The sequence below is a fragment of the Pseudomonas sp. GM60 genome, from assembly GCF_000282415.1.
Classification (GTDB): Bacteria; Pseudomonadota; Gammaproteobacteria; order Pseudomonadales; family Pseudomonadaceae; genus Aquipseudomonas; species Aquipseudomonas migulae.
The window spans coordinates 12,369-37,252 of the sequence record NZ_AKJI01000084.1 but is presented as its reverse complement, the minus strand read 5'-3'; the positions used below and the strand labels follow the sequence as shown (position 1 = coordinate 37,252).

At 60.1% G+C, this 24,884-nt stretch carries 20 protein-coding genes; 13 read left to right on the top strand and 7 right to left on the bottom strand.

Annotation, left to right across the window (positions count from 1 at the left end):
• Positions 1 to 134 precede the first annotated feature (134 nt).
• Positions 135 to 674 carry a TetR/AcrR family transcriptional regulator gene (locus PMI32_RS08940; RefSeq protein ID WP_008031824.1) on the bottom strand — a complete coding sequence of 180 codons (540 nt, stop codon included), beginning with the start codon at positions 672 to 674 and terminating at the stop codon, positions 135 to 137.
• A 91-nt stretch (positions 675 to 765) separates the two neighbouring features.
• Here PMI32_RS08940 and PMI32_RS08945 point away from each other — a divergent pair, with 91 nt between their 5' ends.
• The gene (locus PMI32_RS08945; protein WP_008031823.1) at positions 766 to 1,962 is read left to right on the top strand and encodes an MFS transporter; all 1,197 of its coding nucleotides are present in this window, start codon (positions 766 to 768) and stop codon (positions 1,960 to 1,962) included.
• Positions 1,963 to 2,007: 45 nt separating this feature from the next.
• Here the strand turns inward: PMI32_RS08945 and PMI32_RS08950 are convergent, their stop codons facing one another.
• Positions 2,008 to 2,757 carry an SDR family NAD(P)-dependent oxidoreductase gene (locus tag PMI32_RS08950; RefSeq protein ID WP_008031820.1) on the bottom strand — a complete coding sequence of 250 codons (750 nt, stop codon included), beginning with the start codon at positions 2,755 to 2,757 and terminating at the stop codon, positions 2,008 to 2,010.
• 160 nt (positions 2,758 to 2,917) lie between these two features.
• Between PMI32_RS08950 and PMI32_RS08955 the strand changes: the two genes are divergently transcribed.
• The 4 genes from PMI32_RS08955 to PMI32_RS08970 all read left to right on the top strand — a co-directional run bounded on the left by PMI32_RS08955 (position 2,918) and on the right by PMI32_RS08970 (position 7,378).
• Positions 2,918 to 3,817, top strand: coding sequence for a LysR family transcriptional regulator (locus tag PMI32_RS08955; RefSeq protein WP_008031819.1), 900 nt, complete (start codon positions 2,918 to 2,920; stop codon positions 3,815 to 3,817).
• Between the two features lie 34 nt (positions 3,818 to 3,851).
• Positions 3,852 to 4,163, top strand: a complete 312-nt coding sequence (locus tag PMI32_RS08960; RefSeq protein ID WP_008031817.1) for a cupin domain-containing protein — start codon at positions 3,852 to 3,854, stop codon at positions 4,161 to 4,163.
• 105 nt (positions 4,164 to 4,268) lie between these two features.
• Positions 4,269 to 5,417 (top strand): TDT family transporter, encoded by a 1,149-nt coding sequence (locus PMI32_RS08965; RefSeq protein ID WP_008031815.1) that lies wholly within the window; start codon positions 4,269 to 4,271, stop codon positions 5,415 to 5,417.
• A gap of 86 nt (positions 5,418 to 5,503) precedes the next feature.
• A complete protein-coding gene (locus PMI32_RS08970) occupies positions 5,504 to 7,378 on the top strand; it encodes an MFS transporter (RefSeq protein ID WP_008031813.1) in 1,875 nt (624 codons plus the stop codon).
• 48 nt (positions 7,379 to 7,426) lie between these two features.
• Here PMI32_RS08970 and PMI32_RS08975 read toward each other — a convergent pair whose 3' ends face one another.
• The 5 genes from PMI32_RS08975 to PMI32_RS08995 all read right to left on the bottom strand — a co-directional run bounded on the left by PMI32_RS08975 (position 7,427) and on the right by PMI32_RS08995 (position 12,357).
• Complete coding sequence (locus PMI32_RS08975) at positions 7,427 to 8,353, bottom strand: GGDEF domain-containing protein (RefSeq protein ID WP_008031811.1); 927 nt, start codon at positions 8,351 to 8,353, stop codon at positions 7,427 to 7,429.
• A 377-nt stretch (positions 8,354 to 8,730) separates the two neighbouring features.
• Positions 8,731 to 9,471, bottom strand: a complete 741-nt coding sequence (locus PMI32_RS08980; protein ID WP_008031809.1) for a YciK family oxidoreductase — start codon at positions 9,469 to 9,471, stop codon at positions 8,731 to 8,733.
• Positions 9,472 to 9,591: 120 nt separating this feature from the next.
• On the bottom strand, positions 9,592 to 10,263 hold the full coding sequence (gene mupP, locus PMI32_RS08985) for an N-acetylmuramic acid 6-phosphate phosphatase MupP (RefSeq protein WP_008031808.1): 672 nt from the start codon (positions 10,261 to 10,263) through the stop codon (positions 9,592 to 9,594).
• 4 nt (positions 10,264 to 10,267) lie between these two features.
• Positions 10,268 to 10,966 carry a bifunctional 2-polyprenyl-6-hydroxyphenol methylase/3-demethylubiquinol 3-O-methyltransferase UbiG gene (gene ubiG, locus PMI32_RS08990; RefSeq protein ID WP_008031806.1) on the bottom strand — a complete coding sequence of 233 codons (699 nt, stop codon included), beginning with the start codon at positions 10,964 to 10,966 and terminating at the stop codon, positions 10,268 to 10,270.
• Between the two features lie 56 nt (positions 10,967 to 11,022).
• A complete protein-coding gene (locus PMI32_RS08995; protein WP_008031804.1) occupies positions 11,023 to 12,357 on the bottom strand; it encodes a TRZ/ATZ family hydrolase in 1,335 nt (444 codons plus the stop codon).
• Positions 12,358 to 12,465: 108 nt separating this feature from the next.
• Here PMI32_RS08995 and mtnA point away from each other — a divergent pair, with 108 nt between their 5' ends.
• From mtnA to rpsA, 8 genes are all read left to right on the top strand, one after another.
• Entirely contained in the window at positions 12,466 to 13,542 is a 1,077-nt protein-coding gene (mtnA, locus tag PMI32_RS09000; RefSeq protein ID WP_008031801.1) for an S-methyl-5-thioribose-1-phosphate isomerase, read from the top strand.
• 427 nt (positions 13,543 to 13,969) lie between these two features.
• The gene (gyrA, locus tag PMI32_RS09005) at positions 13,970 to 16,624 is read left to right on the top strand and encodes a DNA gyrase subunit A (RefSeq protein ID WP_008031799.1); all 2,655 of its coding nucleotides are present in this window, start codon (positions 13,970 to 13,972) and stop codon (positions 16,622 to 16,624) included.
• A 215-nt stretch (positions 16,625 to 16,839) separates the two neighbouring features.
• Positions 16,840 to 17,925, top strand: a complete 1,086-nt coding sequence (serC, locus tag PMI32_RS09010; protein WP_008031797.1) for a 3-phosphoserine/phosphohydroxythreonine transaminase — start codon at positions 16,840 to 16,842, stop codon at positions 17,923 to 17,925.
• Positions 17,925 to 19,019 carry a prephenate dehydratase gene (gene pheA / locus PMI32_RS09015; protein WP_007899727.1) on the top strand — a complete coding sequence of 365 codons (1,095 nt, stop codon included), beginning with the start codon at positions 17,925 to 17,927 and terminating at the stop codon, positions 19,017 to 19,019. The genes serC and pheA overlap by 1 nt, the downstream gene beginning before the upstream one ends.
• A 10-nt stretch (positions 19,020 to 19,029) precedes the next feature.
• Positions 19,030 to 20,142: a histidinol-phosphate transaminase gene (gene hisC, locus PMI32_RS09020; RefSeq protein ID WP_008031795.1), complete on the top strand. Its 1,113-nt coding sequence runs from the start codon at positions 19,030 to 19,032 to the stop codon at positions 20,140 to 20,142.
• 28 nt (positions 20,143 to 20,170) lie between these two features.
• Entirely contained in the window at positions 20,171 to 22,378 is a 2,208-nt protein-coding gene (locus PMI32_RS09025) for a bifunctional prephenate dehydrogenase/3-phosphoshikimate 1-carboxyvinyltransferase (RefSeq protein ID WP_008031794.1), read from the top strand.
• On the top strand, positions 22,375 to 23,064 hold the full coding sequence (cmk, locus tag PMI32_RS09030; RefSeq protein ID WP_008031791.1) for a (d)CMP kinase: 690 nt from the start codon (positions 22,375 to 22,377) through the stop codon (positions 23,062 to 23,064). Before PMI32_RS09025 ends, cmk begins: the two co-directional genes overlap by 4 nt.
• A gap of 119 nt (positions 23,065 to 23,183) precedes the next feature.
• Entirely contained in the window at positions 23,184 to 24,872 is a 1,689-nt protein-coding gene (rpsA, locus tag PMI32_RS09035) for a 30S ribosomal protein S1 (protein ID WP_008031789.1), read from the top strand.
• The last annotated feature ends 12 nt before the right edge of the window (positions 24,873 to 24,884 follow it).

The following is a 24,884-nucleotide window of genomic DNA, read 5'->3' as shown; positions in this document are numbered from 1 at the left end:
GACACACGGGACGAAAGCCCGGACAGACAGTCTCGCACGACCGTCCGCGTTAGTCAGTGTCGACCAAGGTCGCGGAGCGGCGGGGTGTCGCAGGGTTGCTCTTGTAGGAGCGTGGCTTGCCCGCGAAGGCGTCATCACTGACTGAAAGCAATCTCAATCAACCGATGCAACTCCTCAACCTCCAAAGGCGCCGGCGAAAACAGGATGCGAAACACCGTAGGCGCCGCCATCAGATTGATCAGCCGATCAACACCCGGTTTCGGCTGATCCGGATAACGATCCAGAATCATCTGCAACTGCCCGCCAATGATCGTCACACAAAGGCCCGGCGTCGGGCTCGATTGCACATCGCGCAGCATGTTGCGGCCAGGTTCGGAGCTCATCTCGTCCAGATACTGCTCGGCCCAGGCCTGCACATCCCCGCGCAGGCTGCCGGTGTTGGCAGGCTCGCTGTCGGGTTGCATGCGCGCCAGGGCGACATCCGCCAGCAGCGCCGACAGATCGCCCCAGCGCCGATAGATGGTCGACGGCGTAACCCCCGCGCGAGCCGCGATTTGCGGGACGGTCACGGTGGAGCGGTCCTGTTCTTCGAGGAGCGCACGGACCGCCGAATGAATCGACTCTTGCACCCGGGCACTGCGGCCGCCGGGGCGTAAACCTTCTTTAATAGCCATGTAGCGGACCTTAACACAAAGAATTTGCTTTAAGCGCAGGCGAGTAGCACACTCCGCAAAAGCAAAAAGTTAGCTTTTGCGGAGTGTGCGCATGTCGAGTTCTGTTTCAAACCGTTCAACCCTGTGGTTTCTGGCGATCACTTTACTGAGTTTTCTCGCCGCTTCCACGGCGCCGACGCCGTTGTATCACTTGTATCAGGAGCAGCTGCATTTCTCGGCAGCAACCTTGACCGTGATTTTCGGCATCTACGCCATCAGTCTGCTGGTGGCGCTGCTGACGGTCGGTTCGCTCTCGGACTATCTGGGACGCAAGCCGGTCATTTTCAGCGCCGTCCTGCTGAACCTGCTGGCGATGCTGCTGTTTATCAATGCCGACAGCGTGGCGTGGTTGATCGGCGCGAGGGTGCTTCAGGGGTTCGCGACCGGGATGGCCACCGCCGTATTGAGCGCCGCGCTGCTGGACACCGATCGCCAGCAGGGGCCGCTGATCAACAGTGTCGCGCCGCTGCTTGGTATGGCGGTTGGCGCCGTGGGGTGCGGCTTGCTGGCCGAGTTTGCGCCGCTGCCGCTGCAGCTCACTTATTGGGTGTTGTTCGCGTTGTTTGTGATGCAGGCGCTGTATGTCTGGCGCCTGCCGGAAAGCGTCAGTTCGCAACCGGGGGCATGGGCCTCGTTGCGTCCGACCCTGCATGTGCCGACCCAGGCTCGCTCGACCTTGTGGCGAGTGTTGCCGCTGAATATCGCGACCTGGGCGCTCGGCGGTTTTTATGCCTCGCTCGGCCCTTCGTTGCTGCGCACGGCCACCGGTTCCACTTCGAACCTGATGGGGGGAGCGGCAGTCGCCGCATTGACGCTGACCGGCGCGCTGATGATCTTCACCCTGCGCAACCGGCCTGCCGCCAAGGGGCTGTTGCTGGGCGGCACGTTACTGCCCATCGGCCTCGTGTTGCTGTTGCTGGGCGTGCACAGCGCCAGCCTGCCATTGTTTTTCCTCGGCACGCTGGTGGCCGGTTGCGGATTCGGCGCCGGTTTCCTCGGCGCGGTGCGCAGTCTGGTTCCGCTGGCGCAGCCCCATGAGCGGGCCGGGTTGATGTCGGCGTATTACGTGCTCAGTTACCTGGCGTTCTGCTTGCCGTCGTTGCTGGCGGGGAATCTGACGCGCACGTTTGGCCTGGTGGCGACCACCGATGGTTATGGTGCCGTGCTGATTGTCCTGTCGGTCGGTGCGTTGCTGGCGTTGATGCGGCCGCGGCCTGCGGTAGTGTGCAGCGCGACCGGTCATCCATAAAAAAACGCGGCGCCGTTCAAGGCGCCGCGTTTTTGTGTGCAGCGATCAAATCTGCGCAAATCCGCCATCGACGAACAACTCGATCCCATTGATGAAGCTGCTGTCATCCGAGGCGAGGAACACTGCGGCTTTGCCCACTTCCGCTGGCGTTCCAAGACGGCCAATCGGCACCTGGCTGGCGAGGTAATCCAGCAACCCCTGCTGCTGATCTGCTGGCGCAAGTTCAGTCAGGCCGGGCGTGTGAATCGGGCCGGGGCTGATGACATTGACGCGAATCCTGCGGGCTTTCAAATCCAGCAACCAGGAGCGGGCAAAGTTGCGCACCGCCGCTTTGCTGGCGCTGTAGACGCTGAAGTTTTCCGTGCCTTTGGTGGCGGTCGTAGACGCGGTGAGAATCACCGAACCGCCGTCCTTGAGTAGCGGCAGTGATTTCTGCACGGTGAACAGCAGGCCTTTGACGTTGACGCCGAAAATCCGGTCGAAGTGTTCCTCGGTAATCGCGCCGAGGGGCAACATGTCGCCACCGCCCGCATTGGCAAAGACGATGTCCAGAGTACCGGCCTTGGTCCTGATCACGTCGAAGATGCGGTCCAGGTCGGCAAGGTTCGCGACGTCGCCCTGAATCCCGGTGACGTTGTGACCGATGCTGTTGACCGCCGCATCCAGTTCGGCCTGGCGGCGACCGGTGATGAATACCGTGGCGCCTTGGTCGACGAACGCTTGAGCCGATGCCAGGCCGATGCCGGTGGTGCCGCCAGTGATCAGTGCAACCTTGCCTTTGAGTGTGTTGCTCATGAGGTGAATCTCCGCTGAGTCGTTAAGGAAGTTCCTGGCACTGTCGTGCGCCGTTGAACAAACTCTATGCCGGAAGATTCATCGGAAAAACCGCCTGAATCGGGTTTGTTTGTACATGGTTGTGGACAATACTCAAGGCTCGTCCCTTGAGAGGTCTGTCATGAATCAACTGTTGGCCATGCGTGTTTTCTCCCGCGTTGTGCAGGCCGGTTCGTTTACCAGGGCCGCCGACTCGCTGAACATGCCAAAAACCTCGGTCAGCAAACTGGTGGCCGAGCTTGAAGAACACCTCGGTGCGCGGCTGTTACAGCGCACCACGCGCCGGCTGACGGTGACGGCGGATGGCATGGCTTACTACGAGCGCGCCTTGCAGTTGATGGTGGAGCTGGACGATCTGGACAACAGTTTCGCCAGTGCCCAGGGCCACCCGCGCGGCAGGATTCGCGTCGATGTCGGCGGCTCGGTGGCGACGATCCTGATCATCCCCGCATTGCCGGATTTCTATGCCCGATACCCGGACATCCAGGTCGAGTTGGGTGTCAGTGATCGGCCCGTGGACCTGATCAGCGAAAACGTCGATTGCGTGATTCGCGGCGGGCCATTGACCGAACTCTCCATGGCCGCGCGACCCCTGGGCCTGTCGTCATGGACCACCTGCGCCACCCCCGGCTATCTCGAACGTTTTGGCACCCCGACGGACCCGCGAGACCTTGAGAAAAATCATCGCATCGTCAGTTATCACTCGGCGCGTACCGGGCGGGTAATGCCGGCGCGATTCGAGCGCAACGGTGAAAAGTTCGAGATTCGGGGGCAGGGAGCATTCAGTGTCAACGAGAGCAACGCCCATCTGGCCTCGGGGCTGGCGGGACTTGGGGTGATCCACACGTTCACTTACACCGTGCAACCGCACATCGAGCGTGGCGAGCTGGTGCCGATTCTTCAGGACTGGCGCCCGCCCCGGTATCCGTTTCACGTGTTGTATCCGCCGAACCGGCACCTGAGTAACCGGGTTCGGGTATTTATCGATTGGCTGGCGCAGCTGTTCGCCGGTTTGGGTTAGCCTTGGCACCGCAATTTCTTTCGACGGACCGCCCATGAAGATCATTCGCAGCCAAGCCTTCACCGCTGACCGTGCCTGGGGAGCGCTGGATATTGCCAACATGAACGGCATCACCACGCGTCTGCACTGGACCGATCAGCCATACAAGTGGCATGTGAATGATGGCGAGGAAGTGTTCGTTGTGCTCGATGGCCAAGTGCAAATGCGCTATCGCGAAGCAGGCCTGGAGAAAGCGGTGATGTTGGCTGTCGGCGATATCTTTTACGCTTCGGTGGGCACCGAGCATGTGGCGCATCCGCAGGGGGTGGCGAGGATATTGGTGATCGAATCGGAAGGCAGCGTTTGATGATATATCTACAAAATAGATAACAGTTAGAGATATTACCCGTTATATAGATATTCGATTTGGACCTACCCTGAACTCCACCTCAACAGAGGACAGGAGTTCGCTATGACATGCCCCAACGCCACCCCCGTTTTCAAACCTTTCAGTCACTTGCAGCACCCGCGCGAGGTCATCCGCCAGTTCACCCCGAACTGGTTCGCCGCGACCATGGGCACGGGCGTTCTGGCGCTGGCCCTGGCCCAGTTGCCTGGCGCGACCCCAGGTCTGCACGCGATCGCCGAAGCCCTTTGGCTGTTCAATATCGGTCTGTTCATCTTGTTCACGGCGCTGTACGCGGCGCGCTGGGTGCTGTTCTTCGATGAGGCCCGGCGGATTTTCGGGCACTCCACGGTTTCGATGTTTTTCGGCACGATTCCCATGGGGTTGGCGACCATCATCAATGGCCTCCTGCTGTTTGGCCTGCCACGCTGGGGCGAAGGTGTCGTCCATGTGGCCGCGCTGCTGTGGTGGCTGGACGTGGCGATGTCGCTGGCCTGCGGTGTGCTGATTCCCTACATGATGTTCACCCGCCAGGAGCACAGCATCGATCAGATGACCGCCGTTTGGCTGTTGCCAGTGGTGGCGGCGGAAGTGGCGGCCGCCAGTGGCGGGTTGCTGGCGCCGCATTTGGCCGAGGCTCATGGGCAACTGGTGGTGTTGGTGACCAGCTACGTGCTCTGGGCATTTTCCCTGCCGGTGGCGTTCAGCATTCTGACAATTCTCATGCTGCGCATGGCGCTGCACAAACTGCCTCACGAAAACATGGCGGCGTCGAGCTGGCTGGCGCTCGGCCCGATTGGCACCGGGGCGCTGGGCATGTTGCTGCTGGGCGCCGACGCGCCGGCCATCTTCGCTGCCAACGGGTTTGCCGGCCTGGGTGACATCGCGGCAGGGCTGGGGCTGGTGGCGGGGATCACGCTGTGGGGTTTCGGTTTGTGGTGGATGCTGATTGCGCTGCTGATCACCGGGCGTTACCTGCGCGCCGGGATCCCGTTCAACCTTGGCTGGTGGGGTTTCACCTTTCCGCTGGGCGTCTATTCTCTGGCAACGTTGAAACTGGGAAGCACGTTGAACCTGGCGTTTTTCAATGCCTTTGGCTGTGTGCTGGTGGCGTTGCTGGCGATGATGTGGCTGATCGTTGCCAAACGCACGGTACAAGGCGCGTGGCGGGGTGAGTTGTTTGTCTCGCCGTGCATTGCAGGTTTAAACAAATAACCGGGTAATGTGTGGCCTGGATCGGCGTGCGGCATTCCAATCACAGTATCCACGCCACTCTCTAACAACATCAGGGCACACGGAAGATGAGTCACCCCTCACAGTTCACCTTGCTTCGCACCCGGCGCTTCCTGCCGTTTTTCGTGACCCAGTCCCTCGGGGCGTTCAACGACAACGTCTTCAAGCAATCGTTGATCCTCGCCATTCTGTACAAATTGACCATCGAGGGGGATCGCTCGATCTGGGTCAATTTGTGTGCGCTGCTGTTCATCTTGCCGTTCTTTCTGTTTTCGGCGTTGGCCGGGCAGTTTGGCGAAAAGTTCGCCAAGGATGCGCTGATCCGTCTGATCAAGCTCGGGGAAATCGCCATCATGGCGGTTGGCGCGGTGGGGTTTGTCTTCGATCACCTGTCGCTGATGCTGCTGGCGCTGTTCGCCATGGGCACGCACTCGGCGCTGTTCGGGCCGGTGAAATACTCGATCCTGCCCCAGGCCTTGCATGAAGAAGAGCTGGTGGGCGGCAACGGTCTGGTGGAAATGGGCACCTTCCTGGCCATCCTCGCCGGGACCATCGGCGCCGGGATCATGATGTCCTCCGCGCATTACGCGCCCATCGTGTCCACGGCGATCATCGGCATTGCCGTGCTCGGTTACCTGGCCAGTCGCAGCATTCCGCGGGCGGCGGCCTCATCGCCGGAAATGCGTCTGAACTGGAACATCTTCAGTCAGTCCTGGGCCACCTTGAAACTGGGACTGGGGCAAACGCCGGCGGTATCGCGCTCGATTGTCGGCAACTCGTGGTTCTGGTTTGTCGGGGCGATTTACCTGACGCAAATCCCGGCGTACGCCAAGGAATGGATGCACGGCGACGAAACCGTGGTGACGCTGATTCTCACCGTGTTTTCGGTGGGGATCGCACTTGGCTCGCTGCTCTGCGAAAGACTGTCCGGACGCAAAGTCGAGATCGGTCTGGTGCCGTTCGGCTCGTTTGGCCTGACGGTATTCGGATTGCTGCTGTGGTGGCATTCCGGTGGAATTCCCGAGAGTGTCGACGGCCATGGCTGGATAGAAATCCTCGGCTTTGGCCACACCTGGCTGGTATTGATCGACATTCTCGGTCTTGGGGTTTTCGGTGGTTTCTACATCGTGCCGCTGTACGCGCTGATCCAGTCGCGCACCCCGGAGAACGAGCGTGCGCGGGTGATTGCCGCCAACAATATTCTCAACGCGCTGTTCATGGTGGTCTCGGCGATTGTCTCGATCGTGCTGCTGAGTCTGGCCAAGCTGTCGATCCCGCATCTGTTTCTGGTGGTGTCGCTGCTGAACATCGGCGTCAACGCCTACATCTTCAAGATCGTCCCCGAGTTCAGCATGCGTTTCATGATCTGGCTGCTCAGCCATTCCATGTACCGCGTGGAGCATCGCAATCTGGAGCTGATTCCGGATGAAGGCGCGGCGTTGCTGGTGTGCAACCACGTGTCTTTCGTCGACGCGCTGCTGATCGGCGGCGCGGTGCGTCGGCCGATTCGCTTTGTGATGTATTACAAGATCTACAACCTGCCGGTGCTGAACTTTATCTTCCGCACGGCCGGGACAATTCCGATCGCGGGACGTCAGGAAGACATTCAGATTTACGAAAGGGCCTTCACGCGTATTGCTCAATATCTGAAGGACGGTGAGCTGGTGTGCATCTTCCCTGAAGGAAAATTGACCGCCGATGGCGAGATCAATGAGTTCAAGGGCGGGTTGACGCGGATTCTCGAAGAGACGCCGGTGCCAGTGATTCCATTGGCATTGCAGGGGTTGTGGGGGAGTTTCTTCAGTCGCGATCCCGACAAGGGCCTGTTCCGTCGGTTGTGGTCGCGGGTGACTCTGGTGGCGGGGCCGGCGGTGGCGGTAGAAGCGGCGGAGCCGGCGAAGCTGCAAGGGATGGTCGGAGAGTTGCGCGGCGCTGTCCGCTGATCCCTGTCGATGCGGGCCGCTACTTTCGCGAGCCCGTGCTGGCGGGAGTCAGCCCGCCATCGCCAAGCGGTTACGTCCTTCGCGCTTGGCCACATAAAGCGCGCTGTCGGCCCGACGCAACAGGCTCTCGGCCGATTCGCCGGGCAACAGGGTCGAACAGCCGAGGCTGACGGTCAGCTCGATCAAGTTGCCATCGGCCGAAAAATCCTTGGCTTGCGCCGCGAGTCGCAGGCGCTCGCCGACCATGGCGGCGGCTTCCCGGCCGGTGTTGGACAGCAGAATCAAAAACTCCTCGCCACCAAAGCGGAACACCATGTCCACGTTGCGCAGCTGGCTTTTGATCGAGGCGGCGACCCCCTTGAGCACGTCATCGCCAGCGCTGTGACCATGGGTGTCGTTGATTTGTTTGAAATGGTCGATGTCCAGCATCAACAGCGACAAGGGCTGCAGATGCCGACGCGACATGTCGATTTCCCGTTGCAGCGTCTGGTCCATGGCAATGCGGTTGCCGGTGTCCGTGAGAGGGTCGCGCAGGGCGCTTTGGGTGGCGGCGCGGTAGAGCAGGGCGTTGCGCATCGGGTACAGCAATGCGGACAGCAGCGACTCAAGGTTGCCCAGTTCCTGCTCGCTGAAACGCTGATTGCGACGGAACACCAGTTCACCCAGCTGCTCGCCTTCGTGGCTGAGGGTGTAACTGATCGAGTGGTGGCCGCGCTGGCCGTATTCCAGGCGCAAGTCGCTGGCCTTGTGCTGGTAGCTCAAGGCGTCGAGCGGTACGAGGCGCTGAATTTCACGGTAGAAGAGCCCAAGAATGCGTTGCGGCTCAAGACTGGTTTGCAGCTGCAAACTCAGTTGCTGGCGCAATTGCGCGAGGCTGACCGGCCTCTCCAGAAGAGGGGGCTGCTGACCAAAGCCCAGGCGTTGCAATTTGGCGCTATCGAAGTCAATTGCGTTGGTCTGGGAAGGTGATTTCATATGGCGTGCGCCCCTAAGCAGTAAGGCTGTCTTACAGGCTGGGTGAGAGCGGCTTTGGGCTGCGCGTCATACTGGTCCATCAGTCCCGTAGGACATTTGGCGCAAGTCTAATCTGCTTTGCTGAAGATTAGTAACCTATCGACTCGAAGGTCTGCCCGACGGCTTTCACTCACTCGGCGTGTCTGAGCAGATATAGAGCGAAAGTCATGCCATTCGGTTCATTTGAACAAAAGCTGTTGAAAATCAATGTCTTGAAAGTATTTTTGGCTTTGTCTGGCCCGTTTCATGACATTTATTTGACTAAAAACAGGTGCAGTTGCGAGGCTTTTTAAGTGCCGTGACGGTAATTCGCCACGGCACAAAAGCGACGCACGGTGTTACTGCGCGTTGAATGCCTGGCCGTTGATGCCGGTGCTGTCCGGGCCCATCAGGTAGAGGTAGACCGGCATGATCTCCTCGGGCGTCGGGTTGTTCAGCGGATTTTCACCGGGATAAGCCTGGGCGCGCATGCTGGTGCGGGTGGCGCCGGGGTTGATGCTGTTGGAGCGCACCGGTGCGACGGTGTCGACTTCGTCGGCCAAGGTTTGCATCAGGCCTTCGGTGGCGAACTTGGAGACGCCATAAGCGCCCCAATACGCACGACCCTTGCGGCCGACGCTGCTGGAAGTGAACACCACCGAAGCGTCCTGCGACAGTTTGAGCAGCGGCAACAGGGTGCTGGTGAGCATGAACATCGCGTTGACGTTGACTTGCATGACACGCATGAAGTTCTCGCCGGAGAGCTGTTCGATCGGCGTGCGCGGACCAATGATCGAGGCGTTGTGCAGCAAGCCGTCGAGGTGGCCGAACTCGGTCTCGATCATCGCCGCCAACTCATCGTATTGATGGGGCAGGGCGGTTTCCAGGTTGAACGGGATCACCGCCGGTTGTGGATGACCGGCGGCCTCGATTTCGTCGTAGACCTGAGTCAGGTTGGCTTCGGTCTTGCCCAGCAACAGCACGGTGGCACCGTGGGCGGCATAGGTTTTCGCGGCGGCAGCGCCGATACCACGACCAGCGCCGGTGACCAGGATGACCCGGTCCTTGAGCAATTCAGGGCGGGCGGAATAATCAAACATAAAGAAACCTCAACAAATCAGAATACGCGCGACCGTTGCGCGGTCCTGTAGGAGCCGGCTTGCCGGCGATGGCGTTTCCAGCATCGCCATCGCCAGCAAGCTGGCTCCTACAAAGGCGGTTCAGCAGCTACAGAGGGCGCTATCCAAAACCTTGCGCAACTCCAGCGGATGATCGACCACCACATCCGCACCCCAATGCCGCGGGTTATCGTCCGGGTGAATGTAGCCAAAGGTCACGGCGGCAGTCTTGGTGCCGGCGTCACGACCGGATTCGATATCGCGCAGGTCATCACCTACAAACAGCACGCTGGCCGGATCGAGGTCGAGCATCTTGCACGCGAGGATCAACGGCTCCGGGTCCGGTTTGCTGTTCTTCACGTGATCCGGGCAGATCAGCAGCGCTGACCGCTCGGCCAGCCCGAGCTGCTGCATGATCGGCTCGGCAAACCGCAGAGGCTTGTTGGTGACCACGCCCCAGATCAGGTTGGCTTTTTCGATGTCGGCCAGCAACTCGCCCATGCCGTCGAACAGCTTGCTGTGCACCGCGCAGCCCACGAGGTAGCGCTCCAGAAACTCCAGGCGCAGCTCTTCAAAGCCTGGCGATTCCGGGTCCATGCTGAACGTCACCGCGACCATCGCCTTGGCGCCGCCGGAGATCTCGTCGCGGATGTGCTTGTCGTTCATCGGCGGCAAGCCACGGTCGGCGCGCATTGCCTGACAGATCGCAATGAAGTCCGGCGCGGTGTCGAGCAGCGTGCCGTCCATGTCAAAAAGGACTGCTCTGATACGCATCGACTTATTCCTCGCGCAGGGTCTGGATCATGTAGTTGACGTCCACGTCGGCCGCCAGTTTGTAGTGCTTGGTCAGCGGGTTATACGTCAAACCGATGATGTCCTTGACGGTCAGGCCCGCCATGCGGCTCCAGGCACCCAGCTCGGAAGGGCGGATGAATTTCTTGAAATCATGCGTGCCGCGCGGCAGCAGCTTCATGATGTATTCGGCGCCGACGATGGCGAACAGGTACGCCTTCGGGTTGCGGTTGATCGTGGAGAGGAACACCTGGCCACCCGGCTTGACCATTTTGAAGCAGGCGCGGATCACCGAGGAGGGATCCGGTACGTGCTCAAGCATTTCCAGGCACGTGACCACGTCGAACTGTTCCGGCATTTCTTCAGCCAGGGCTTCGGCGGTGATCTGCCGGTATTCGACGTTCACGCCCGACTCAAGCTGGTGCAGTTGAGCGACGGCCAGCGGCGCTTCGCCCATGTCGATGCCCATCACGGTCGCACCGCGTTGCGCCATGGCTTCGCTGAGGATGCCGCCGCCGCAGCCGATGTCGAGGACTTTCTTGCCGGCCAGATTGACCCGTTCGTCAATCCAGTTGACCCGCAGCGGGTTGATGTCGTGCAGCGGTTTGAACTCGCTTTCGCGGTCCCACCAGCGATGGGCCAGGGCTTCGAATTTGGCGATTTCGGCGTAGTCGACGTTACTCATGGTTCATCCTCTAAAACTTGAAAAATCCTGTTGCCCCGGCGGTGAGTCCGGGGTGCTTACAATTCGGTGTGGCCGCTGATGCGCTGGCCCCAGGCCTTGGCGGTGGCGCACAACTGTTCTTCATCCAGGCGGGTCAGGCGACGGTCGTCGAGCAATTGCTTGCCACCCACCCACAGGTGTTTCACGCAGTCGCGACCGGTGGCATATATAAGCTGCGAAACCGGGTCGTAGACCGGTTGCTGCGCCAGGCCCGAGAGGTCGAACGCGACGATGTCCGCCGCTTTGCCGACTTCCAGCGAGCCGACGTCGGCCTCGATGCCCATGGCGCGTGCGCCGTTCAGCGTGGCCATGCGCAGCGCGCGATGAGCGTCCAGCGCGGTGGCCGAACCGGCAACGGCTTTGGCCAGCAACGCGGCGGTGCGGGTTTCGCCGAGCAGGTCGAGGTCGTTGTTGCTGGCCGCGCCGTCGGTGCCGACAGCCACATTGACGCCCGCCTGCCACAAACGTTCTATCGGGCAGAAACCGCTGGCCAGCTTCAGGTTCGACTCCGGGCAATGAATCACATTGGTGTTGCTTTCTACCAGCATCACCAGGTCTTCATCGCTGATCTGCGTCATGTGAACGGCCTGGAAGCGCGGCCCCAGCAGGCCCAGGCGCGCCAGTCGAGCCAACGGGCGCTCGCCACGCTGCTCGACGGCTTGCTGTACTTCGAACGCAGTTTCGTGGACGTGCATGTGAATCGGCGCGTCCAGTTCTTCGGCGATCACCCGGATTTTCTCCAGGGTTTCATCGCCCAAGGTGTAGGGCGCGTGGGGGCCGAAGGTGACTTTGATGCGCTCGTGGTGCTTGAGATCGTTGAACAGTTCGACGCCCTGACGAATGGCGTCATCCGCCGTGCCGGCGCCCGGGATCGGGAAATCGAGGATCGGAATCGCGATTTGTGCCCGTATGCCGCTGTTATGCACACGTTCGCTGGCAACCTTCGGGAAGAAATACATGTCAGAGAAGCAGGTAATGCCACCTTTTATCTGTTCGGCGATGGCAATGTCGGTGCCATCGCGTACAAAAGCTTCATCGACCCATTTGGCTTCGGCAGGCCAGATGTGGTTTTCCAGCCAGGTCATCAGCGGCAGGTCATCGGCCAGGCCGCGGAACAGTGTCATCGCCGCGTGCCCGTGAGCATTGATCAGGCCGGGGCTGAGCAGCATGCCCGGCAGTTCGCGGACTTCGGTTGCGTTAAGCTTCAGCGCGGCGGACCGCGGGCCGATAAACACAATGCGCCCGTCGCGGATGCCCAGGCCATGCTCTTTGAGGACAACGCCAGCGGGTTCGACGGGTACCAGCCAGGTCGGCAGCAATAACAGGTCGAGCGCAGCGGCAGTGTTCGGCATCGAGGGTCGGTTCCAGTGCTTTTGTAAAGGATGGCGAAGTATACCCGAGCGTCTTCGCGGGGGGATCGCTATAATCGGCGGCTTTTGTTCATGAGTGCGGGGTGAAGGATGCGCGATCGACTGTTGGCTGCGGAGAAGGTGAAGGCCATCGATTGGCGTGATGGCGCCCTGTACCTGCTGGATCAGCGTATTTTGCCGTTCGAGGAAACCTGGATTGCCTACACCAGCGCGGCTGGCGTGGCCGAGGCTATTCGCTCGATGGTGGTGCGCGGCGCGCCGGCGATTGGCATCAGTGCCGCCTATGCCATGGTGCTTTCGGCCCGTGCCCGAATTCTCGAGGGCGGTGACTGGCAGGCCGCGTGGGAAGAGGATTACGCGTTGCTGGCCGATTCCCGTCCAACGGCGGTGAACCTGTTCTGGGCGCTGAGTCGCATGCGTGACCGCCTTGATCGCATCAAGGGCGATGCCGACCCTCTCGCGGCGCTGGAGGCAGAAGCCATCGCCATTCATGAAAGTGATCGCGAAGCCAACCTGACCATGGCGCAACTCGGCGTGGATCTGATTCGCAAGCACCAGGGCAACGCCCAGGCGATCCTGACCCACTGCAACACCGGCGCACTGGCCACTGGCGGCTTTGGTACGGCGCTGGGCGTCATTCGCGGGGCGTTCATCGAAGGCATGGTCGAGCGTGTTTATGCCGACGAAACCCGTCCATGGCTGCAAGGTTCGCGACTGACGGCGTGGGAGCTGGCCAACGAGGGCATCCCCGTGACCCTCAATGCCGACTCCGCCGCGGCCCACATCATGAAGACCAAAGGCATCACCTGGGTCATCGTCGGCGCCGACCGGATCACCGCCAACGGCGACGTGGCCAACAAGATCGGCACTTATCAACTGGCGGTCAACGCCATGCACCACGGCGTGCGTTTCATGGTGGTGGCGCCGAGTTCGACCATCGACATGAACCTGGCCAGCGGCGATGACATTCCGATTGAAGAGCGTGACGGGCGCGAGTTGCTGGAAGTCGGCGGCAAGCGGGTCGGGGCGGATGTCGATGCGTTCAATCCGGTATTCGACGTCACCCCGGCGGACTTGATTGACGCGATCGTCACGGAAAAAGGCATCGTCGAACGCCCGGACACCGCGAAAATGGCGCAGTTGATGTGCCGCAAGCGCTTGCATTGATTGGCCGTGGCGTTCGAAAGGACGCCATCGCCAGCAGGCTGGCTCCCACAGGGTTTGTGATCGACACGGATCAAATGTGGGAGCCAGCCTGCTGGCGATTAGGGTCTGAAAGTCAATAAACATCTGTAATTCAGCCCCGGATTCTGCATTCGCAGCAGCTCTAAGCCCCTCTCGTCTCCTTCAAGCCTGCCATCAGTCAACTAACTACACTCCATGCGCATCTGGGGGATAGGTGCGTGGCGGCTCTTGTGATAACATCCGGCGTTTTCCGAGGCAGTCCCACGGGGTTGTCTTTACTGCGCAAATCCATGGCATAACTCGTTGATTTGTCGTAAGTCGGTGCATGGCACTCAGCCTGCAGCGGCGAGCTTCGTTCGTCCCATATGGATGTGACGAGGTTTCACCAGAAAAAGGAATCGAGCTTCTCATGGGCGAACTGGCCAAAGAAATCCTCCCGGTCAATATCGAAGACGAGCTGAAGCAGTCCTACCTCGACTACGCAATGAGCGTAATTGTCGGGCGGGCACTGCCGGATGCGCGCGATGGCTTGAAGCCCGTGCACCGGCGCGTGCTGTTCGCGATGAGCGAGCTGGGCAACGACTTCAACAAGCCGTACAAGAAATCTGCCCGTGTTGTCGGTGACGTGATCGGTAAGTATCACCCGCACGGTGATACCGCGGTGTACGACACCATCGTTCGGATGGCGCAGCCATTCTCGCTGCGCTACCTGCTGGTAGACGGTCAGGGCAACTTCGGTTCGGTGGACGGCGACAACGCCGCGGCCATGCGATACACCGAAGTGCGCATGACCAAGCTAGCGCACGAGCTGCTGGCTGACCTGCATAAAGAAACCGTGGACTGGGTGCCGAACTACGACGGCACCGAAATGATCCCGGCGGTCATGCCGACCCGTATTCCCAACCTGCTGGTCAACGGCTCCAGCGGTATCGCCGTGGGCATGGCGACCAACATCCCGCCGCACAACCTCGGTGAAGTCATCGACGGTTGCCTGGCGCTCATCGACAACCCTGAGTTGACCATCGATGAGCTGATGCAATACATCCCTGGTCCGGACTTCCCGACCGCCGCGATCATCAACGGTCGCGCCGGCATCATCGAAGCCTACCGCACCGGTCGCGGCCGCATTTACATGCGCGCCCGCTCGATCATCGAAGACATCGACAAGGTCGGTGGCCGTCAGCAGATCGTCATCACCGAACTCCCTTACCAGCTGAACAAGGCCCGTCTGATCGAGAAGATCGCCGAGCTGGTTAAAGAGAAGAAGCTCGAAGGCATCACCGAACTGCGCGACGAGTCCGACAAGGACGGTATGCGCGTTGTGATCGAGCTGCGTCGCGGCGAAGTGCCTGAGGTGATCCTCAACAACCTCTACGCCCAGACCCAGCTGCAAGCGGTATTCGGCATCAACATCGTTGCGCTGATCGACGGCCGTCCGCGGATCCTGAACCTCAAGGACCTGCTGGAAGCCTTCGTTCGTCACCGTCGCGAAGTCGTTACCCGTCGCACCGTGTTCGAGCTGCGTAAAGCGCGCGAACGTGGCCACATTCTCGAAGGCCAGGCGGTTGCCCTGTCGAACATCGACCCGGTCATCGCGCTGATCAAGGCCTCACCAACGCCGTCGGAAGCCAAGGAAGCGCTGATCAGCACGCCTTGGGAATCCTCCGCCGTGGTGGCGATGGTTGAACGTGCCGGTGCCGACTCTTGCCGTCCAGAGACCCTGGATCCGCAATACGGTCTGCGTGAAGGCAAGTACTTCCTTTCGCCGGAGCAGGCGCAAGCCATTCTGGAGCTGCGTCTGCACCGCCTGACCGGTCTGGAACACGAAAAACTGCTGGCCGAGTATCAAGAGATCCTCAACCAGATCGGCGAGCTGATCCGCATCCTCAACAGCGCCACGCGCCTGATGGAAGTGATCCGCGAAGAGCTGGAAGTGATCCGCGCCGAATACGGCGACGTGCGCCGCACCGAAATCCTCGATGCCCGTCTCGACCTGACCCTGGGTGACATGATCCCGGAAGAAGATCGCGTCGTGACCATTTCCCACGGTGGCTACGCCAAGACCCAGCCATTGGCTGCGTACCAGGCCCAGCGTCGTGGCGGTAAAGGCAAATCGGCGACCGGCGTCAAGGATGAGGACTACATCGCTCACCTGCTGGTCGCCAACAGCCACACCACGCTGCTGCTGTTCTCCAGCAAGGGCAAGGTGTACTGGCTGAAAACCTACGAAATCCCGGAAGCGTCCCGCGCTGCCCGTGGTCGTCCGCTGGTCAACCTGCTGCCGCTGGACAGTGATGAATACATCACCACCATGCTGCCGGTCGAGGAATACACCGAAGGTCACTTCATCTTCATGGCGACTGCCAAAGGCACCGTGAAGAAGACCCCGCTGGAATCCTTCAGCCGTCAACGCAGCGTCGGCCTGATCGCGCTGGAACTGGACGAAGGTGACGTACTGATCTCCGCCGCCATTACCGATGGCGATCGCGAAGTCATGCTGTTCTCCGACGGTGGCAAGGTCACTCGCTTCAAGGAAACCGACGTTCGTGCCATGGGCCGTACCGCTCGCGGTGTCCGCGGTATGCGTCTGCCGGAAGGCCAGAAGCTGATTTCCATGCTGATCCCGGAAGAAGGCAGCCAGATCCTCACCGCTTCGGCGCGTGGTTTCGGCAAGCGTACAGCGATCACCGAGTTCCCTGAGTACAAGCGTGGCGGCCAGGGCGTTATCGCCATGGTCAGCAACGACCGTAACGGCCGTCTGGTCGGCGCGGTTCAGGTGCTCGACGGCGAGGAGATCATGCTGATTTCCGACCAGGGCACGTTGGTTCGTACCCGTGTCGACGAAGTTTCCAGCCTGGGTCGAAACACCCAGGGCGTGACCCTGATCAAACTGGCCAGCGATGAAACGCTGGTCGGTCTGGAGCGGGTACAGGAGCCGTCGGAAGTCGAAGGCGAAGAGCTGGAAGGCGAAGAGGGTGCGGTGTTCGACGGTGAAGTCGTGATCGACGACGTTGTTGAAGACCAGCAACTCGACGCTGCCGCTGACGAAGAACCGCAAGAGTAAGCGGACAAACAGGGGGCGGATGAAAATTCGCCCCCTTGTTGTTTGTCCCTTTGGAAATAATGATGCCCCTGTAGGAGCGAGCTAGCTCGCGAAAAACGTCAACGAAGACGCGGGTTTCCTGATTAAACGCTGCGCCCTCAAGTTCTTCGCGAGCAAGCTCGCTCCTACAGTGTTTGATTGAATGTAGATACCACCAAATCAGAGCGAGATTGGATGTGAGCAAGAGAGCCTATAACTTCTGTGCCGGTCCTGCGGCACTTCCCGAAGCTGTCCTGCAGCGCGCCCAGGGTGAACTCCTTGATTGGCACGGCAAGGGTCTGTCGGTCATGGAAATGAGCCATCGCAGTGATGAGTTCGTGTCCATCGCTAACAAGGCCGAGCAGGATCTGCGTGATCTGCTGAATATCCCCTCGAACTATAAAGTGCTGTTCCTGCAAGGTGGCGCCAGCCAGCAGTTTGCTCAGATTCCTCTGAACCTGCTGCCGGAAAGCGGCACTGCCGACTATATCGACACCGGTATCTGGTCGCAGAAAGCCATCGAAGAAGCGTCGCGCTACGGCCACGTCAACGTTGCCGCCACCGCCAAGCCTTACGACTATTTCGCGATTCCCGGCCAGAACGAATGGAAGCTGTCGAAAGACGCGGCCTACGTTCACTACGCACCGAACGAAACCATTGGTGGTCTGGAATTCAACTGGGTCCCGGAAACCGGTGACGTTCCGCTGGTCGCCGACATGTCTTCGGACATCCTCTCGCGCCCGATTGATGTTTCGCGTTTCGGCATGATCTACGCCGGCGCCCAGAAAAACATCGGCCCGAGCGGCATCGTCGTCAACATCGTTCGCGAAGACCTGCTGGGTCACGCCCGTTCCCTGTGCCCGACCATGCTCAACTACAAGGTCGCGGCCGATAACGGCTCGATGTACAACACCCCGCCAACATTGGCCTGGTACCTGTCTGGCCTGGTGTTTGAGTGGCTGAAAGAGCAGGGCGGCGTCGAAGCCATCGGCAAGCTCAACGAAGTGAAACAGCGCACGCTGTACGACTTCATTGATGCCAGCGGCCTGTACAGCAACCCGATCAACAAGTCGGATCGCTCGTGGATGAACGTGCCGTTCCGTCTGGCTGACGATCGTCTGGACAAGCCATTCGTGGCCGGTGCCGACGAGCGTGGCCTGCTGAACCTCAAGGGTCACCGTTCCGTGGGCGGCATGCGCGCCTCCATCTATAACGCCGTCGATATCGTTGCGGTCAACGCACTGGTTTCGTACATGGCAGAGTTCGAGAAGGAACACGGCTAATGTCTGAGCAAGAACTCAAGGCACTGCGCCTGCGCATTGATGCCCTGGACGAAAAAGTCCTGGAGCTGATCAGTGAGCGCGCACGCTGCGCCCAGGAAGTTGCGCGAGTAAAGATGGCCTCGCTGGCCGAAGGCGAAGTGCCGGTGTTCTATCGTCCTGAGCGTGAAGCTCAGGTGCTCAAGCGCGTGATGGAGCGCAATCAGGGCCCGCTGGGCAACGAAGAAATGGCGCGGTTGTTCCGCGAAATCATGTCTTCGTGCCTGGCCCTCGAGCAGCCGCTGAAAGTGGCTTACCTTGGCCCTGAAGGCACCTTCACTCAAGCGGCGGCCATGAAGCACTTCGGTCACGCGGTGATCAGCAAGCCGATGGCGGCCATCGACGAAGTGTTCCGCGAAGTGGCGGCCGGTGCGGTGAACTTTGGCGTGGTCCCGGTGGAAAACTCCACCGAGGGCGCGGTCAACCACACGCTCGACAGCTTCCTCGAACACGACATGGTCATCTGTGGCGAAGTCGAGTTGCGGATTCACCACCACCTGTTGGTCGGTGAAAACACCAAGACCGACAGCATCAGCCGCATCTATTCCCACGCCCAGTCGCTGGCGCAGTGCCGCAAGTGGCTGGATGCACACTACCCGAACGTCGAGCGCGTCGCGGTTTCCAGCAACGCCGAAGCGGCGAAGCGGGTCAAGGGTGAGTGGAACTCGGCGGCGATTGCCGGCGACATGGCCGCAGGCTTGTACGGGCTGACCCGTCTGGCCGAGAAAATCGAGGATCGCCCGGACAACTCCACGCGATTCCTGATGATCGGCAGCCAGGAAGTGCCGCCAACCGGCGACGACAAGACGTCGATCATCGTCTCCATGAGCAACAAGCCGGGCGCGCTTCACGAGTTGCTGGTGCCGTTCCACGACAATGGCATCGACCTGACACGCATCGAGACACGTCCTTCGCGTAGCGGTAAATGGACCTACGTGTTCTTCATCGACTTCGTCGGCCATCACCGCGATCCACTGGTAAAAGGTGTGCTGGAAAAGATCAGTCAGGAAGCAGTGGCACTTAAAGTGTTGGGTTCCTACCCGAAAGCCGTTCTCTAAGGGGTAGCAAATGAGTGGCAACTTCCTCGCTCTGGCGCAGCCGGGCGTGCAACAACTGTCGCCTTACGTTCCGGGCAAGCCCGTGGACGAACTGGCGCGTGAGCTGGACATCGATCCGGCCAGCATCGTCAAACTGGCGAGCAACGAAAACCCGTTGGGCGCCAGTCCAAAGGCTTTGGCGGCCATTCGCGAAGAATTGGCCGAGCTGACCCGTTATCCGGATGGCAACGGTTTTGCGCTCAAGACCCTGCTGGCCGATCAGTGCCGCGTCGAACTGAATCAGGTGACGCTGGGCAACGGTTCCAACGACATCCTGGAGCTGGTCGCGCGTGCCTATCTGGCGCCGGGCCTGAATGCGGTGTTCAGCGAACACGCGTTCGCGGTCTATCCGATCGTCACCCAGGCCGTCGGTGCGACGGCCAAAGTGATCCCGGCCAAAGACTGGGGCCATGATCTGTCGGCCATGTTGGCCGCGATCGATGCCGATACCCGTGTGGTCTTCATCGCCAACCCGAACAACCCGACCGGGACCTGGTTTGGCGCCGAAGCGCTGGACGAGTTCCTGCAGGATGTGCCGGAGCACGTGCTGGTGGTGCTGGACGAGGCCTACATCGAATACGCCGAAGGCAGCGACTTGCCGGATGGCCTGGACTTCCTGGCGGCGTACCCGAACCTGCTGGTTTCGCGCACCTTCTCCAAGGCCTATGGCCTGGCGGCGTTGCGCGTTGGTTACGGCTTGTCCACAGCGGTGGTTGCCGACGTGCTGAACCGTGTGCGTCAGCCGTTCAACGTCAACAGCCTGGCTCTGGCCGCTGCCTGCGCCGCGTTGCAAGACGCCGAGTACCTGGCTGAAAGTCGCCGCTTGAACGAAGCCGGCATGCTGCAGCTGGAAGCGGGTTTCCGCGAACTGGGGCTGAGCTGGATCCCGTCCAAGGGCAACTTCATCTGCGTCGATCTCGGCCGTGTTGCCTTGCCGGTCTTCCAGGGCTTGCTGCGTGAAGGCGTGATCGTGCGTCCGGTGGCCAACTATGGCATGCCGAACCACTTGCGCATCACCATCGGCCTGCCGGCGGAAAACAGCCGCTTCCTTGAGGCGCTGACCAAGGTTCTGGCTCGTGGTTGATGTCACTGCTCTGCAATCTGCTGAACCTATGATCGGTCGCCTGGTGGTGGTCGGTCTCGGGTTGATCGGCGGTTCGTTTGCCAAGGGGCTGCGTGAAAGCGGCCTGTGCCGCGAAGTGGTGGGTGTCGATCTCGATCCGCAGTCGCGCAAGCTCGCGGTCGAGTTGGGCGTGGTGGATCGCTGTGAAGAAGACCTGGCCGTTGCCTGCCAGGGCGCCGACGTGATTCAACTCGCGGTGCCGATCCTGGCCATGGAAAAGATGCTCGGCCGGTTGGCCGGCATGGACCTTGGGCAAGCGATTCTGACGGATGTCGGCAGTGCCAAGGGCAACGTCGTGCGCGCCGCGACCGAAGCGTTTGGCGGCATGCCGGCGCGTTTCGTGCCGGGCCATCCGATTGCCGGTTCCGAGCAGAGCGGGGTGGAAGCCTCCAATGCCGAACTGTTTCGTCGCCATAAAGTGATTCTGACGCCGCTGGACCAAACTGATCCGGACGCGCTGGCCGTGGTCGACCGGTTGTGGCGTGAATTGGGCGCCGATGTCGAGCACATGCAGGTCGAACGTCACGACGAAGTGTTGGCGGCGACCAGCCATTTGCCGCACTTGCTGGCGTTCGGTTTGGTCGATTCGTTGGCCAAGCGCAATGAAAACCTTGAGATCTTCCGTTACGCTGCCGGCGGTTTCCGCGATTTCACAAGAATCGCGGGAAGTGACCCGGTCATGTGGCACGACATCTTCCTCGCCAACCGCGAAGCTGTCCTGCGCACGCTTGATACATTTCGCAGCGACCTCGACGCCTTGCGCGACGCGGTCGATGCAGGGGATGGGCACCAATTGTTGGGCGTGTTCACGCGCGCCCGGGTTGCCCGCGAACATTTCAGTAAAATCCTGGCTCGCCGGGCTTATGTGGACGCTATGAACTCCAACGACCTGATTTTCCTGGGACAACCTGGTGGCCGCCTGACTGGGCGGATTCGTGTACCGGGCGATAAATCGATTTCCCACCGTTCGATCATGCTCGGCTCCCTGGCCGAAGGCGTCACCGAAGTCGAAGGCTTCCTCGAGGGCGAAGACGCTCTGGCGACCTTGCAGGCCTTCCGCGACATGGGTGTCGTGATCGAAGGTCCGCACCACGGTCGCGTGACCATCCACGGCGTCGGCCTGCATGGTCTGAAGCCTGCGCCGGGCCCGATCTATCTGGGCAACTCCGGCACTTCTATGCGTCTGCTGTCCGGCCTGCTGGCCGCGCAGAACTTCGACAGCACCTTGACCGGTGATGCCTCGCTGTCCAAGCGTCCGATGAATCGCGTGGCCAATCCGCTGCGTGAAATGGGCGCCGTGATCGAGACCGCCGCTGAAGGTCGTCCACCGATGATCATTCGTGGTGGTAACAAACTCAAAGGCCTGACCTACACCATGCCGATGGCCAGTGCCCAGGTTAAATCCTGCCTGCTGTTGGCCGGCCTGTACGCTGATGGCAAAACCACCGTCACCGAGCCTGCACCGACGCGCGACCACACCGAGCGCATGCTGCGCGGCTTCGGCTACCCGGTCAGCGTCAACGGCGCTACGGCGTCGGTCGAATCCGGGCACAAGCTGACCGCGACCCACATTGAAGTGCCGGGCGATATTTCGTCGTCGGCGTTCTTCCTGGTGGCGGCGTCCATTGCCGAAGGTTCCGAACTGGTGCTCGAGCATGTCGGCATCAACCCGACCCGTACCGGAGTGATCGACATTCTGCGTCTGATGGGCGCTGACATCACCCTGGAAAACCAGCGTGAAGTCGGCGGCGAACCAGTAGCGGACCTGCGCGTGCGTGCAGCTAAACTCAAAGGTATCGAGATTCCCGAAGCGCTGGTTCCATTGGCCATTGACGAATTCCCGGTGCTGTTCGTGGCGGCTGCCTGTGCTGAAGGGCGCACCATCCTGCGTGGCGCCGAAGAATTGCGCGTCAAGGAATCGGACCGGATCCAGGTCATGGCCGATGGCTTGCTGGCACTGGGCGTCAAATGCGAACCGACCCCGGACGGCATCATCATCGACGGCGGCCTGATCGGCGGCGGCGAAGTGCATGGTCACGGCGATCACCGGATTGCCATGGCTTTCAGCGTGGCATCGCTGCGTGCCACTGCGCCTATTCGCATCCATGACTGTGCCAACGTCGCAACGTCGTTCCCGAACTTCCTGGCGCTGTGCGCGCAGGTCGGTATCCGTGTTGCACAAGAGGCTCAGTCGTGAAAAACATCGCACCGGTCATCACCATCGATGGGCCAAGCGGCTCCGGCAAGGGCACGGTAGCTGGCATTCTGGCCAAGCGTCTGGGCTGGAACCTGCTGGATTCCGGTGCGCTTTATCGGTTGCTGGCCTTCGCTGCGCACAATCACGGTGTCGACCTCACCAATGAAGAATTGCTGAAAAAACTTGCCGCTCATCTGGATGTGCAATTCATCGCGGCGACCGACGGTCAGTTGCAGCGCATCATTCTCGAGGGCGATGAAGTCAGCGATGTGATTCGTACCGAAAGCATCGGCTCCGGTGCCTCGCAGGTCGCGGCATTGCCCGCAGTGCGCGAGGCGCTGCTGCAGCGCCAGCGTGCATTCCAGGAAGCGCCGGGCCTGGTGGCCGATGGTCGTGACATGGGTACGGTGGTTTTTCCGGATGCACCGTTGAAGATTTTCCTTACCGCCAGTGCCGAGGAGCGTGCGCGCCGTCGATACTTGCAGTTGAAGGGCAAAGTCGATGGTGTTAGTCTGTCGAGTCTGCTAGATGAGATACGTGCACGCGATGAGCGTGACACCCAGCGAGCGGTAGCCCCGCTCAAACCGGCGGCTGACGCCATACAGCTGGATTCCACGGAATTATCCATCGACCAGGTGCTGGAACGCATCATGAGCGAGATCGCCATTCGCGATATCGCCGGGTGACCAAGAAGGCCGCAGGGGACCAGTCATAGTCCTGTGGTGCTTCTTTTAAATGAAACTAACCCACACCGTCTGGGGTGTGGAGATGGGCGTATTCTTCGCCCTCATCAACAGGAATTAAAATGAGCGAAAGCTTTGCGGAACTCTTTGAAGAAAGCCTAAAAACCCTGAACCTTCAGGCAGGCTCCATCATCACCGGTGTTATCGTTGATATCGATTACCAAGCTCGCTGGGTAACCGTTCACGCTGGCCTGAAGTCTGAAGCACTCATCCCGCTTGAGCAGTTCTACAACGACGCTGGCGACCTGACTATCAATGTCGGTGACGAAGTTCACGTTGCGCTGGACTCGGTTGAAGACGGCTTTGGTGAAACCAAGCTGTCCCGTGAAAAAGCCAAGCGCGCTGAATGCTGGATTGTTCTGGAAGCTGCCTTCGCAGCCGAGGAAGTGGTCAAGGGCGTTATCAACGGTAAGGTTAAAGGCGGCTTCACTGTCGACGTTAACGGCATCCGTGCGTTCCTGCCAGGTTCCCTGGTTGACGTCCGTCCTGTGCGCGATACTACGCACCTGGAAGGCAAAGAGCTGGAATTCAAGGTCATCAAACTCGACCAGAAACGCAACAACGTTGTCGTTTCCCGTCGCAGCGTCCTCGAAGCCGAGAACTCCGCCGAGCGTGAAGCTCTGCTGGAATCCCTGCAGGAAGGTCAGCAAGTCAAAGGTATCGTCAAGAACCTCACCGATTACGGCGCATTCGTCGATCTGGGTGGCGTGGACGGCCTGCTGCACATCACCGACATGGCTTGGAAGCGCATCAAGCATCCTTCCGAGATCGTCAACGTTGGTGACGAAATCGACGTTAAGGTTCTGAAATACGATCGCGAACGCAACCGTGTTTCCCTGGGCCTGAAGCAACTGGGCGAAGATCCATGGGTTGCTATCAAAGCCCGTTACCCAGAAAGCACTCGCGTTACCGCTCGTGTAACCAACCTGACCGACTACGGCTGCTTCGCTGAGCTGGAAGAAGGCGTTGAAGGTCTGGTACACGTTTCCGAAATGGACTGGACCAACAAGAACATCCACCCTTCGAAAGTCGTACAAGTCGGCGACGAAGTGGAAGTTATGGTTCTGGACATCGACGAAGAGCGTCGTCGTATCTCCCTCGGCATCAAACAGTGCAAATCTAACCCATGGGAAGATTTCTCTGGCCAGTTCAACAAGGGCGATAAAATCTCCGGCACCATCAAGTCGATCACCGATTTCGGTATCTTCATTGGTCTGGACGGCGGCATCGACGGTCTGGTTCACCTGTCCGACATCTCCTGGAACGAAGTGGGCGAAGAAGCCGTTCGCCGCTTCAAGAAGGGCGACGAGCTGGACACCGTTATCCTGTCGGTTGACCCAGAGCGCGAGCGTATCTCCCTGGGTATCAAGCAACTGGAAAGCGATCCGTTCTCCGAGTACGTTCAAGAGAACGACAAAGGCGCAATCGTTAAAGGCATCGTGAAAGAAGTTGACGCTAAAGGCGCCATCATCACTCTGGCCGACGATATCGAAGCGACTCTGAAAGCCTCCGAAATCAGCCGTGACCGCGTTGAAGACGCGCGCAACGTTCTGAAAGAAGGCCAGGAAGTAGAAGCCAAGATCATCAGCGTTGATCGTAAGAGCCGCGTAATTCAGCTGTCGATCAAATCGAAAGACGATGCTGAAGAGAAAGAAGCCATCCAGAGCCTGAAAACTGCTCCGGAAGGTGAAGCTGCAGCTGACACCACCATGGCGGCACTGCTGCGCCAGGCAATGGCCAAACAGAACTAAGTTCTGCTTGAT

Bases quoted from the DNA above. Each gene is read 5' to 3' on its own strand.
- PMI32_RS08940 (WP_008031824.1), bottom strand. From the start codon at position 674: ATGGCTATTAAAGAAGGTTTACGCCCCGGCGGCCGCAGTGCCCGGGTG.
- PMI32_RS08945 (WP_008031823.1), top strand. From the start codon at position 766: ATGTCGAGTTCTGTTTCAAACCGTTCAACCCTGTGGTTTCTGGCGATC.
- PMI32_RS08950 (WP_008031820.1), bottom strand. From the start codon at position 2,757: ATGAGCAACACACTCAAAGGCAAGGTTGCACTGATCACTGGCGGCACC.
- PMI32_RS08955 (WP_008031819.1), top strand. From the start codon at position 2,918: ATGAATCAACTGTTGGCCATGCGTGTTTTCTCCCGCGTTGTGCAGGCC.
- PMI32_RS08960 (WP_008031817.1), top strand. From the start codon at position 3,852: ATGAAGATCATTCGCAGCCAAGCCTTCACCGCTGACCGTGCCTGGGGA.
- PMI32_RS08965 (WP_008031815.1), top strand. From the start codon at position 4,269: ATGACATGCCCCAACGCCACCCCCGTTTTCAAACCTTTCAGTCACTTG.
- PMI32_RS08970 (WP_008031813.1), top strand. From the start codon at position 5,504: ATGAGTCACCCCTCACAGTTCACCTTGCTTCGCACCCGGCGCTTCCTG.
- PMI32_RS08975 (WP_008031811.1), bottom strand. From the start codon at position 8,353: ATGAAATCACCTTCCCAGACCAACGCAATTGACTTCGATAGCGCCAAA.
- PMI32_RS08980 (WP_008031809.1), bottom strand. From the start codon at position 9,471: ATGTTTGATTATTCCGCCCGCCCTGAATTGCTCAAGGACCGGGTCATC.
- mupP (WP_008031808.1), bottom strand. From the start codon at position 10,263: ATGCGTATCAGAGCAGTCCTTTTTGACATGGACGGCACGCTGCTCGAC.
- ubiG (WP_008031806.1), bottom strand. From the start codon at position 10,966: ATGAGTAACGTCGACTACGCCGAAATCGCCAAATTCGAAGCCCTGGCC.
- PMI32_RS08995 (WP_008031804.1), bottom strand. From the start codon at position 12,357: ATGCCGAACACTGCCGCTGCGCTCGACCTGTTATTGCTGCCGACCTGG.
- mtnA (WP_008031801.1), top strand. From the start codon at position 12,466: ATGCGCGATCGACTGTTGGCTGCGGAGAAGGTGAAGGCCATCGATTGG.
- gyrA (WP_008031799.1), top strand. From the start codon at position 13,970: ATGGGCGAACTGGCCAAAGAAATCCTCCCGGTCAATATCGAAGACGAG.
- pheA (WP_007899727.1), top strand. From the start codon at position 17,925: ATGTCTGAGCAAGAACTCAAGGCACTGCGCCTGCGCATTGATGCCCTG.
- hisC (WP_008031795.1), top strand. From the start codon at position 19,030: ATGAGTGGCAACTTCCTCGCTCTGGCGCAGCCGGGCGTGCAACAACTG.
- PMI32_RS09025 (WP_008031794.1), top strand. From the start codon at position 20,171: ATGATCGGTCGCCTGGTGGTGGTCGGTCTCGGGTTGATCGGCGGTTCG.
- rpsA (WP_008031789.1), top strand. From the start codon at position 23,184: ATGAGCGAAAGCTTTGCGGAACTCTTTGAAGAAAGCCTAAAAACCCTG.